This window comes from Chryseobacterium sp. WLY505, from assembly GCF_030846215.1.
Lineage (GTDB): Bacteria > Bacteroidota > Bacteroidia > Flavobacteriales > Weeksellaceae > Chryseobacterium.
Map to the genome: position 1 here is coordinate 359576 of NZ_JAVCWI010000004.1, position 11893 is coordinate 371468.

The following is an 11893-nucleotide window of genomic DNA, read 5'->3' on the forward strand; positions in this document are numbered from 1 at the left end:
AAGCCAAATCATATAAATTGCTAAAATTATTTATAGGTTAAAATCTGTATATTTATCCATAGTTATGAAAGCATTTCTAAAAACAGAAATGATCCATGGAATTGAAACGAACTTTTATGAAAAATACAATCACCCTTTTCTGGTTCAGACGTGATTTGAGGTTGGAGGATAATGTTGGACTTCATCATGCACTCCAGTCTGATGCTCCGGTAATCCCCATTTTTATATTTGATACCGATATTCTGGGAAAGCTGGAAGATAAAGAAGACCGCAGGGTTGACTATATTCATCAGGCTTTAACGGATATCAATGTTTCATTGAAAGAATACCACTCAAAAGTCAATACTTATTATGGAAAGCCTGTAGAAATATTCAGAAAATTATCTGAAGAATATACTATCGAAGGTGTTTTCTGTAATCGGGATTATGAACCTCAGGCGATTGAGAGAGATAAGGACGTCTATTATTTTTTAAAGGAAAAGAATATTCCTTTTAAAGCTTATAAAGATCAGGTGATTTTTGATAAAGACCAGATCATTAAGAAAGACGGTTCTCCTTATACCGTTTACACCCCTTTTGCCAAGAAATGGCGGGAAGCGTTAACACCTGAACATTATCAATCTGTTGAAGTAGATTTTAAAAACCTTTTTCCACAGGAATATTCTGAGATTCTTACTTTAAAGGAGATCGGTTTCAAAAAAACAGATTTTGATTTTAAAAAACCGGTTCTGGAGGCTTCTATTATAGATCATTATGATCAGTTTCGTGATTATCCAGCGTTGCAACATACTACACAACTCGGCATTGCTTTACGCTTTGGGACTATCAGCATCAGGAAATGTGTAGCTTTTGCATTGAAACATAATGCCGTATGGCTTTCAGAGCTGATCTGGCGAGAATTTTTTATGCAGATTTTATATCATTTCCCACAGGTAGTTCATCAGTCTTTTAAAAAGCAGTATGATAATATCCACTGGCGGAATAATGAAGACGAGTTTAAACATTGGTGTGAAGGAACGACAGGGTATCCCATCGTAGATGCCGGAATGAGAGAATTGAATCAGACGGGTTGTATGCATAACCGGGTAAGAATGATTGTGGCAAGTTTCTTATGTAAACATCTGTTGATCGACTGGCGTTGGGGGGAAGCTTATTTTGCCTTAAAACTGAACGACTACGATCTGTCTGCCAACAATGGAAACTGGCAGTGGGCAGCAGGTTCAGGTTGTGATGCGGCTCCTTATTTCAGGGTCTTTAATCCAACGGCCCAGACAGAAAAATTTGATAAAGACTTATTGTACATCAAAAAATGGCTGCCGGAATGGAATACGCCAGCATATCCTTCTCCCATCGTAGAGCATACCTTTGCCCGCGAAAGAGCTTTATCAGAATACAAGAAAGCGCTAACATAAATATTATAGTATGAAAAATGCCCGGCAACGAAAACGTCACCGGGCATCAACCAATTGATATTTAATATGAAAAGTTACTTGCTAAAGTAACAGGATCATCAGATTGTTTTCAGATACAGCTCCTGTAATTCCTGTGCTGTAAATGCTTTGGAAGGTAAATTCTGTACCAGTTCTCCCTGTTTCATAATGCCAATGTTTGTGGCAACACTTACTGCATTGAAGATGTCGTGAGTCGCCATTAAAACCGTTCTGCCTTCTTTGCCCAGCTGACGTACAATTTCTGTAAACTCTGCTGTAGCAATAGGATCCAGCCCGCTGGTGGGCTCATCCAGGAGAAGTACTTTCGCATCTTTAGCCAATGCAATGGCAATTCCTACTTTCTGGCGCATCCCTTTGGAATATCCTCCCAATGCTTTATGATGTGCGATTTCCTGCAATCCTGTGCGTTTGAGTAATGCGGCCAATTCATCTTTCGGGTAATCAAATCCTGCGATTTTGGAGAAAAAATCAAGGTTTTCTATTCCCGTAAGGTTAGGATATAAAAGGACTGTTTCAGGAATATAAGCCAGATGTTTTTTTATCTTTTGTGGTTCTTCTTTTACCGAAATATCATTGATAAAAGCATCTCCGGAAGTCGCTTTAATGAGTCCCAGAAGAATATTGATGGTTGTACTTTTTCCTGCTCCGTTTTGTCCGAGCAGCGCAAAAATTTCTCCTTTTTTTACTTCCAGATTAAGAGCATGAAGGGCGGTAAAATCGTTGTATTTTTTATGTAGGTTGACTGTTTTTAACATAGTTTTCTGTATTTGTATTGTGAAAGGATGATGAACAAAGCAATGAAGATGAGGTAAGGAAGAAGGATTTTTATCCATTGTATATGTTCGGAGAATGTAAATACCTGTATGGTTTGCTGTGCCCAGTTGATAGATTCCGCATTTTTTCCCGAGAAAATAAGAGGATAGAAGAACAACCTTTTTTTCTCATGAAATTTCTTGAGTGATGCAGCATACTGCAAATGATTCTGCATATCAGATTTTGCCAGATGACTTTCTACAAGCTGAGTATGAAGATTCGGAAGGAGATATCCTAAATAATTTGCTGCCTGATTCCTTTTTTGCATTTTTTCAGTGTACTGTTCTGAAGATTTTGCCGATTCAACATCTCCCATATGCTGCATGGCATAATACCAGGTCCATGTGAAGACATCATTTTCTTCTACTTTAAAATTGCTGTATTGTGGATAGGCTTTGTAAAACTTTTCCATAGTGGGACTTTTGGCCTCATCCCATTTGTTGTGATAGCCCTCTCTCTGTTCCATTACGGCTTTAAGAGATTCATGAACCGGATAGATCTTTTGTATCAGAATATTACAGCTCATCGGGATAATAAAATTGATCCCCACCCATACAGTAAGAAGGATTAATGCATTTTGAGCCGATGATTTACGGAAAGAAACAATCCATCTGCACAGGGCAAACCAGAACAGAATATACAACCAACCACTGACCATAAAAGCAATATAATAAGAGTCTAAAGGTATTTTGATCCAAACCGAAGCGATGATCATTAATGCAAGATAAACAACCGTCACAGCCAAAAGGCGGATGAACATCTTTTGATCCAGAAGCTTTTGCAAATTACCACTCTGTACAGAAAGTAGTTTCCATGTTCCTCTTTCTTCTTCTTCAGAAATTAAATTATAACAGAATGCGACAATCACCAGTGGGAAAAGGAAAACAATGACAAAACTAAAGTCAAAATTTCCAACCGCTGCATTGGCAGGATTATAAAAATCAGCATTGTAGCGTTGTTCCTCCAGATTTCGGATGGTTACTCCCTGAATAGAAGGATTTAAATCACGCATTCCGATATTTAAAGCAGCCAGTTTGGGTGTTTCATTTACCAGATTGAATTTAATATAATAAAGAACCAGCCCCAGATCATCTTTATGAAATTTTGTATTCCTTTCTATACTTTCTTTTTGGAAAGCTCCGCTTTTGGAGATAATATCTTCATTTCTGTCTAAAAACTTTTTCCCTGTATAAATAGCCATCAGTCCGGCTATCAATAAAAACAGCAGTGCAATGATATAGGCTTTGTTACGGTAAAATTGGGTATATAAATAACGATTCATTTAGATTAATTTTAATTTTCTTCCACTTATTTCGATCGCAATAATGCAGATAGCCATCCATAGAACTAATGCAGCAGCAGGTATTGGCTGTTGTTTCAGACTATCCAGAACGGAAGTATACCGGTACTGGAAATCCGGAAACTTTTCCCAGTTGTGTTGGTCGATGACAGCAGGTGGCCCGCCGTTTTCCGGTTTAATATTGCTGATCTGTTCAATTTGCAAATCATTTAAATGTTGAGCCATCTGATAGCGATATTCTTCTGCCTGTTTTTGAAACTGGTTATAAGAGAAGAAATCTGTGCCTGTAGCAATCATGGAGAAGTTTTTGATCGCAATGGCAGGATTAATCAGTCCTGAAAAATCTGTCAGATTTTGCTGTTTACTGTAAATGTTCTGCAGTTCTTTCTGATGTCTGATATAGATATGTGAGCTTATTTTCTCTCCTTCCTTCATGACAAATCCACCATAGTTGAAAGGAAGTTCATTGGTTGTTTTCACTTGATACTTTGTCAGTAAAGAATCTTTAATTTTTTTAAAATGCGGATCATCAGGATTATGACTGTCACCAGATTTTAAAATATCTTTTTCCAGAGTGGTTTCGAAAGCAATCCGGGAAGGTGCAGGATATAAATTCTGTGCTGCAAACTGAATTCCTTTAGGCAAAACAATAATAAAAAGAAGCCAGAAACCAATAAGGCTGATCAACGCTGATGAGGTGCTTTTACTGTTTGCAGAAACTACTACGGTTAACGTACAGATAAAAAAATAATAGATCATATAAGCTGGCAGCAGAAATGATAAACGTAATACAATATCCGCTGTATTGGTAGTCTCACACATAAATGCAGCCATGAAAACAACAGGAATAACCGGAATCAGGAAACATAAAGAAAACAGCCAGAGTCCCAGAATTTTACCCCAGATAATATCTCTTCCGGAAGCTCCCTGCACACTGATGATCTTTAAAGTCGCATTCTCACGTTCCTGAACAATTAATCCAAATCCCAGAAAAAGAATAATCAATGGAACAATACTCTGCAGAATAAATGCACTGCTAAACGCCCCGAATCTGACTAAAGTTCCGGAACTTCCTGCTTCCGAAAGGTTGGCAGTGTTCTGTTTATGTGCTTCCAGGAATATCACATTTCCAAGATAATCATCCAGTCCGTTATCAAAAATATTCAAAGGATGCCCGATTCTGAAAACCAGGTACCCGTAGTGAGCCATACGGTGCGGATGCTTATCAGGTCGGTGTTCCCAGCTTTCCCGGACTTCTTTCCGGTATTCTTTTATTTTAGAAAAAGAGTCTGTGTATTTTGTATATCCTATGCCAATACTCAGCATACAGAACAGGAGTACGGCAATCGTGGTGAGCAGATTTTGTTTTCCTTTAAACAAATCCTGCCAGGTTTTTCTCACCATCAATTGTAAGTTTGAAATAGCCATAGTTTAAAATTTATAAGTAGCAGTTAGTAAATAATTTCTTGGAGTTCCCGGAAACAGCCTTAGGTAATTCTGAGCTCCGATCCAGTAGACTTTGTTGGTGATATTATTCAGATTAAAAGAAAGCTGAACAGATTTTGCCGGAGTATAATACAAAGCAGCATCTATCGTAGTATAGGCGGGAAGCTCAAAACTCCTTGTAAACCACGGAACTTTAGAACTCTGATAAAGCATTCCGGCCCCAATTCCAAAGTCTTTGAGGAATTCAATTGTTGAAAAATTGTAGCGCGTCCAGATATTCACCGAATTCTTAGACGTGTTTTCCTTTCTCTTTCCCACAAGATCAAGGTTGGTATCATCCAGAATTTTAGCATCAATATAACTGTAGCCTCCGTAAATATGCCATTGAGGAAGGATATGTCCGGAAAACTCAGCTTCAAATCCCCGGCTTCGGTCTGCCCCGCGCTGTACAAGCTCATCAGGTTCTGAAGGATTATTGGTATTGATTAAAATATTTCTCTGGTTGATTTCATATACAGCAAGATTCATTGAGATTCTGTCAAAAACTTGAGCTTTGATTCCTAATTCTTTAAGATCAGAAGTTAAAGGTTTAAATCTGGCTGCAGATCCTGTAAGACCGGAGGTATTGGGCATCAACGTTACGGTATTAGATTGAGGTTGATAACCTGTAAGATACGTCCCGTAAACATTGATATGATCCGTTACACTATAAGTAATACCGAATCTGTAAAGAAGTTTGTTGTTGGTAAAAGAGGTTTCATTGGTTTCTTTAAAATTGGTGATATCCTGAAACCACTCCTGACGGATTCCTGATAAGATTTTAAACTTTTTCCAGGTAAAAAGATGCTGAATATAAGCAGCATGCGTAGTGGTAAGAGCAGAAGGTAAAGGTGTAATCACATTAAGGGTATTAAAATCAGTACCCTGATAATTTACAGCATCCGGATTCAGATCAAATGGAGTGACATTAGGTTTAGGAATAATCGTTCCATTATAGTTAACTGTTTGATATTCAGAGGCTTTTGAAGGGTTGTAAGAAGAAGCTACAGAACCGTTCTTCAACAGAAAACCTCTTGCAGCATTCTGTTGTCCGCCTTTGCGTTTTTCCCAGATCTGACTGTCATAGCCTATCAAAGCCTGATGCAGCACAGCACCGGTTTTGAATTTAAAATTAAAATAAGCATTAATGTTATCTGTGGCCCAGTTTTGTTTTCTCTGTACAAACTGCATCATGGCAAGGCTGGAAACCGGTTTGTTATCCATATCAGGCACAAAAGAGTTGGTTGTTCTGTGTTCCTGCAGGTTTTCTCTCCAATATTGTTTCATATAGGAAGCATTAAAACTGATGGATTGGTTAAAATGATGGGCAACCGTTCCCATTATTATGAGTTCTCTGGTTTTAAAAAAATCATCCGGAGCTCCTAAATTCAGACCTCTTGGAGTACTGTATAAATCTGTTTTTCCGGCTACTGCCCCGAAAATCGGCTGTCCTCTGTCAAGGTTTCCATAGAGATCATTGAAAATCATTTCTACATTCACAGATGTTTTTTCATTTGGAACAAAAGTGATAGAAGGTGAAATCAGAATACCACTGTTTTTAACATGATCCCTGAATGAATGAGCATTCTGATACGCTCCGTTAAAACGGTATAATAAAGTTTTACTCTTATTTAAAGGACCTGTAAGATCTGTGGTGACACGATAAGTTTCAAAGCTTCCACCTGACAAACTGATTTCGTGACGGGGATTTGACAATGGTTTTTTAGTAACCATATTGATCGTTCCTCCCGGATCTACACTGGACATGGTAATACTTGCCGGACCTTTAAAAACCTCCACACGTTCAATATTGGAAGTCATTGGCTGTAGAAAATAATATTGCCTTGTCCGCATTCCATTGATGATCTGGCCTTCTTCATTCTGGCTTATCCCACGGATGTTGTATTGGTTATAGTAGCTGGAAGGAGAAACTCCGTTCACGTTTTTCATGACATCTCCAAGCTGAAAAGCCTGACGGTCGGTGATCAGTTCTTTGGTAACGGTGTTGAGTGTTAAGGGCAGATCTTTGTTTTTCATCGCAATCTTGGTGGCGGCAAAAGAGTAGTTGGAAGTGTAATCTTTAGACTTTCTCCCGAAGACCTCAACAGTTTGAACCACTGTAGATAATGAATCTTCAGAACGGGATTGAGCATGCAGAAATGATGCTGCTGTGATGAAACTTATACTAAAAAGTTTCACAGAATTTGGGGAAATACAATGAATTATTCCCGAATAATTAAAATTACTGGTAATCATGAATAGGGATGTACGGACAGTGAATTTGCCCATTAATAAAAAGGATAGCTTTACTGGTGCGAAGACACAGGTATCCACGGAATTACAGTACAGACTAAAAAATCTGTAAACGAAATATTAAGGCAGCATAGATTAAGCTACCACAGAAAATGCGGATGGGGGAGCTCTGGAACTGAAAAAGTCCAGAAGACAACGATATGAAATGGCTTTCGGCTGCGGCATTTCACTATCATTGGTCGTGTCTATGGCAAAATCCAAATTCAAAGGTTCAGGGAGAAGAACATTGCTCATATGCAGATGAAGCGCACACTGACATTCGTCGTCCTGAGAAAAAGTAGGAATTTTCTCTTCTTTTGAACCTTTTTTATAGATCACTTTACTTTTGGCGTGTCTGGCATGATCAAGACATGTCGTTACCCCGCTGACATTCGAAACAAATATCAGAAGTAAAGAAAAAACAAAAAAGACTCTGAGAAATTTTTGCATAATAGAAAAACAAATGTACAATTTAATTTGATAAAAATTGAATGATGAATAAAAAGTAGCGGATATTTTTAGCTTTTACTTGAAATCAACAGATTGAAATTTGTTGTATGGAGCACGATCGTTATTATAGATTTAATCTTAAAAGTTTAAATGAATTTCAGTGATATATTAGCAAATTATTTATATTTTTGATCGATTAACTAATTGATTAAATTTATGTTGATGTTAAAAACTGCCTTTCGAGGCTTAAATTGCGCAATCGGTTGCATTGCTTTTGGGTTTTTATCTGCTCAAAGCATTATTCAGGTTGCAAATCCTTTGAGTTTTGCCAGAAATGAAGTGGTAACCGTTCCCAAAACTTTATTGAAATCATTTTTAAGTAAGCATACTGAAAAAGACCTTAGAATAAAAGATGCAAAAGGAAAGTGGATTCCCATTCAATGGATTGATTATGATGGAGGTGGAAAAGGCGAAGAATTGCTTTTTCAGGTGAGTATTGATGCAGGGAAGACGAATTCTTATACAATTGTAGCGAACGGAAAGGTTCAGATTCCGGAAAGCAGAATTTCCACTTATTCGAGGCTGGTTCCGGAAAGGGTAGATGATTATGCCTGGGAAAACGACAAGATTGCCTTCAGAGTATATGGTCCGAAAGGCCAGCAGGAAGCTTTACAGGGAATCAAAAGCAGCACCCTTTCAAGCGGCGTAGACATCTGGCTGAAAAGAACAGATCTGCCTGTGATCAACAAATGGTACAAAGGCTATCTCACAGATCCGATGTATTATCATAAAGATACAAGAGGTGAGGGCTACGATCCTTATCATGTAGGAAACAGCCGTGGAACGGGTGGAATCGGGATATGGAAAAATGAAAAACTTCAGACTTCCCAAAACTTTATATCCTCCAAAACAATTGCCGAAGGTCCTTTGAGAACTGTTTTTGAACTTACTTACCAGCCATGGAGCGAATATGGAGTGAAAGAAACCAAAAGAATTTCTTTAGATCTGGGTTCCAATTTCTCAAAATTTGAATCCACTTTTGAAACAGAAAAACCTGTTCCGAATTACACCATCGGGATTACCCTTCACAAAAACGAGGGAAAAACTCAACTGAATGATAAAAGCGGATACTATCTTCACTGGGAAAAAATTGATGATGCATTTGTAGGAGAAGGAATTGTAATAGATCCTAAAATTGTTGAAAAATCACTTGCCTTCACCTCTGAAATTCCAGATGAAAGTAATCTGTATGTTGTGACCAAGCCTTCAAAAGTCTTAACCTATTATGCAGGATTTGTGTGGCAGAAAAGCGGACAGGTTCAGACACAGAGCGATTGGGAGCGATTGCTTGAGAAACAGTCGGAAATTATTGCGAAACCTTTGGTGGTGAAAGTTATTAGATGACAGAGTTTGAGGGTTTGAGAGTTATAGGGTGGGAGTGTTTGAGGGTGAAATGCTCAGTTTAATTTTAAATAATAAAAAATGAATCTAAAAATATACACATTGGCATTAGGGATATTGGCGGTTAACTGTACTGCTCAGATTAAAGATACATTAGCGGAAAAAATGCTGATCTATCAGCTTCCCAATGGCGGTTGGGGAAAACAGCTTCAGGATAAATCGGTGGTTAATTATAATCTGCCGATTGATAAAGCTCTTTTAAAAAAGATAAAATCAACAGGGGATGATCATGCTACGATTGATAATAATGCGACTTCAAGGGAGATTAATGCGTTGATTAAAGCCTATTCAACAACCAAAAATCCGGATTATTTACAAGCAGCGGAAAAAGGAATAAGTTATCTCCTTCTTATGCAGTATGATAACGGAGGTTTTCCTCAGTATTACCCTAACTCAGGGCTCTACAGAAAGCAGGTGACCTATAACGATAATGCGATGATCAACGCTTTGACGGTTCTTTATAACGCAGCGGAAGGAAAGGATAATTTTGATGTGGTTTATGTGTCATTAAAAGAAAAATCAAAAATTGCCGTACAAAAAGGAATTGGGTGTATTTTAAAAACGCAGGTTCTGCAGAAAGGAATTCCTTCCATTTGGGCAGATCAGTATCATGAGATTACACTGCAGCCGGATAAGGCAAGGGCTTTCGAACCCATTTCATTAGCCACCGGGGAATCGGTAGGAATTATAAGGTTTTTAATGATGCAGCCTGTGACTCCTGAGATTGAAAAATCAATCAAGGCTGCCATACAATGGTTCAGACAGAATAAAATAGAAGGGTACAGCTACAATGTTACCAAACAGAATGGAAAAGCAGTAAGAGTATTGGCTGAAGATAAAAACTCCGTGATCTGGGCAAGGTTCTATGATATTCATACCAATAAACCTTTGTTTGGAGACCGTGATGGAAGTGTAAAATACAATTATAATGAAGTTTCGGAGGAAAGAAGAAACGGATATAGCTGGTTTGGTGATTTTGCAGAAAAGCTTTTAGCCAAGGAATATCCGAAATGGCTTGAGAAAAATAAATTAAGTGAATAATTGATCTTTAACAGGAGCGGGTTTCGGCCCGCTTTTTTTGTAAAATAAAAAAGAGCATCTCATTTCTGAGACGCCCTCTTCCTTTTATGACTACTAATACTGAAGTCTTGTGTTAAAACTGATCACAAACATTGCCTCCTAAAGTAGCTCCCGCATTAGCCGTTACATCTGCTTTTACATCTGCTACGTTAAGTTTTGTGATACTGTATGGCGGAGTGAATGCTGTTCCGCTTCCTGCTGTATTTCCGGTAACATTGATAAAACTGCTTCCGGATTGGGTTACCGCTGTAAATCCACTCATCAGGTTGATAGGCTCTTTTACATTTTCAAAAACATTTCTTTCTACCAGAATATTGGCCTGAACCCCTGCCGCAATACATTTATTGCTTACAGAACTGTTGAAATAGCTGTTCAGGATATGGATTTTACCGAATCGAACTCTCGGCATGCGCTCTCTGCATCCAGGCGCCCACCAGCAGCGAACAAAAGTGACATTCAGCTTTCCGGCATCAGCTGTTGCTCCGTCACTGGATCCGATGAGGTTGGAGAATCTGTGATCATCCGTTCCTCCTGAGCCTCCAGGCTTTGGAGCTTTCAGATAATGGAATTTGGTATAAGAAACAGTAATATAATCGGATTTATTCTTGATATCAAAATTTCCGTCAACACCATCTCTGAATTCGCAGTGATCGATCCATACATTTCGGCAGTCGTCCAGAATAGCATTGTCCCAACCATCGGTGTCATAAGCTCCGGGACCTTCAAAAATCAGATTCCGGATAATGATATTGTTACATCTTTTAATATTGATAATACCTGATCCGTCTTTAGTCTGATCTGTAGAAACCAGCTTCGCTCCGGTTGTTCCGTAGATTGTTTTTCCTGTTTGGTCCTGAAGTGATAAACGGGTAGTGATGGTAATGGTTCCGGTTACTTTGATCACTTTTACCGCTGTATTTTCAATAGCTGCTTTTAACTGAGCATAGGTAGAGACTGTTGTTTCTGCTGCCGTTCCGCCACCGGTAGTTCCACCGTTTTGAGATGCCCATCCCGGAGCTACACAATTAGCCAGAGGAACAATCTTTTGGGCAAGAGAGTTTTTACTATTGAGTTCGCTTTGTGACAGGTCATTGTTGATTTCTTCCTGACCACATCCGGTTAAGGCAAAAGCAGAGCTTAGAGCGGCTGTTAATAAGGCCGCTTTGAACGTTGTTTTCATAGTTTATATTTTGTGATTTTGTTCTTGGTGTAAAATTATAGTATTAATATTAAAGTATTTTATATTTTACTATATTAATATTTATATAATTATAATGTTGAATATTATATTTGATCAATCGGTTGCATTTTATTTTTTATTTAAAAATGTATTTGTTGTTTTAGATTGCTCACTAAAAATGACAGTATTTTATATTTTTAATACTTGTTTTCTTTGTTGGATTATCGCAATGACACAAGAATATTTTGAATATGAGTCTTTTCAAATAACCCGTATTCATTTTTCCCACAGATTTTCCTTTAGATTTACAAAAGGATTTAGTTATAAATTAGATAATAATTATATTCTGAAGAACCAGAGAAAATAAAGTGAACTAAACAG

9 protein-coding genes are annotated in these 11893 nt (G+C 37.9%); 3 read left to right on the forward strand and 6 right to left on the reverse strand.

Features of this window, described 5'->3' with window-relative positions:
- Positions 1-116: 116 nt before the first annotated feature.
- Complete coding sequence (locus tag RAH34_RS11925; protein WP_306596292.1) at positions 117-1412, forward strand: deoxyribodipyrimidine photo-lyase; 1296 nt, start codon at positions 117-119, stop codon at positions 1410-1412.
- A gap of 98 nt (positions 1413-1510) precedes the next feature.
- On the opposite strand, the gene RAH34_RS11930 is transcribed toward RAH34_RS11925, so the two are convergent.
- From RAH34_RS11930 to RAH34_RS11950, 5 genes are all read right to left on the reverse strand, one after another.
- Entirely contained in the window at positions 1511-2206 is a 696-nt protein-coding gene (locus tag RAH34_RS11930; protein ID WP_306596293.1) for an ABC transporter ATP-binding protein, read from the reverse strand.
- Positions 2200-3546: a DUF3526 domain-containing protein gene (locus RAH34_RS11935; RefSeq protein ID WP_306596294.1), complete on the reverse strand. Its 1347-nt coding sequence runs from the start codon at positions 3544-3546 to the stop codon at positions 2200-2202. The genes RAH34_RS11930 and RAH34_RS11935 overlap by 7 nt, the downstream gene beginning before the upstream one ends.
- Positions 3547-4992 carry a DUF3526 domain-containing protein gene (locus tag RAH34_RS11940; RefSeq protein ID WP_306596295.1) on the reverse strand — a complete coding sequence of 482 codons (1446 nt, stop codon included), beginning with the start codon at positions 4990-4992 and terminating at the stop codon, positions 3547-3549.
- 3 nt (positions 4993-4995) lie between these two features.
- Entirely contained in the window at positions 4996-7248 is a 2253-nt protein-coding gene (locus tag RAH34_RS11945) for a TonB-dependent siderophore receptor (RefSeq protein WP_306596296.1), read from the reverse strand.
- 189 nt (positions 7249-7437) lie between these two features.
- A complete protein-coding gene (locus tag RAH34_RS11950) occupies positions 7438-7791 on the reverse strand; it encodes a hypothetical protein (protein WP_306596297.1) in 354 nt (117 codons plus the stop codon).
- A gap of 222 nt (positions 7792-8013) precedes the next feature.
- Here RAH34_RS11950 and RAH34_RS11955 point away from each other — a divergent pair, with 222 nt between their 5' ends.
- Complete coding sequence (locus RAH34_RS11955) at positions 8014-9195, forward strand: DUF4861 family protein (protein ID WP_306596298.1); 1182 nt, start codon at positions 8014-8016, stop codon at positions 9193-9195.
- 78 nt (positions 9196-9273) lie between these two features.
- Positions 9274-10293 carry a pectate lyase gene (gene pelA, locus RAH34_RS11960; protein WP_306596299.1) on the forward strand — a complete coding sequence of 340 codons (1020 nt, stop codon included), beginning with the start codon at positions 9274-9276 and terminating at the stop codon, positions 10291-10293.
- A gap of 112 nt (positions 10294-10405) precedes the next feature.
- Here the strand turns inward: pelA and RAH34_RS11965 are convergent, their stop codons facing one another.
- On the reverse strand, positions 10406-11512 hold the full coding sequence (locus tag RAH34_RS11965; protein WP_306596300.1) for a polysaccharide lyase family 1 protein: 1107 nt from the start codon (positions 11510-11512) through the stop codon (positions 10406-10408).
- Between the last annotated feature and the right edge of the window lie 381 nt (positions 11513-11893).

Excerpts from the sequence above, each read along its gene's own strand:
- RAH34_RS11955 (WP_306596298.1), top strand. The coding sequence starts at position 8,014 with ATGTTAAAAACTGCCTTTCGAGGCTTAAATTGCGCAATCGGTTGCATT.
- RAH34_RS11940 (WP_306596295.1), bottom strand. The coding sequence starts at position 4,992 with ATGGCTATTTCAAACTTACAATTGATGGTGAGAAAAACCTGGCAGGAT.
- RAH34_RS11930 (WP_306596293.1), bottom strand. The coding sequence starts at position 2,206 with ATGTTAAAAACAGTCAACCTACATAAAAAATACAACGATTTTACCGCC.
- pelA (WP_306596299.1), top strand. The coding sequence starts at position 9,274 with ATGAATCTAAAAATATACACATTGGCATTAGGGATATTGGCGGTTAAC.
- RAH34_RS11950 (WP_306596297.1), bottom strand. The coding sequence starts at position 7,791 with ATGCAAAAATTTCTCAGAGTCTTTTTTGTTTTTTCTTTACTTCTGATA.
- RAH34_RS11925 (WP_306596292.1), top strand. The coding sequence starts at position 117 with ATGAAAAATACAATCACCCTTTTCTGGTTCAGACGTGATTTGAGGTTG.
- RAH34_RS11935 (WP_306596294.1), bottom strand. The coding sequence starts at position 3,546 with ATGAATCGTTATTTATATACCCAATTTTACCGTAACAAAGCCTATATC.
- RAH34_RS11965 (WP_306596300.1), bottom strand. The coding sequence starts at position 11,512 with ATGAAAACAACGTTCAAAGCGGCCTTATTAACAGCCGCTCTAAGCTCT.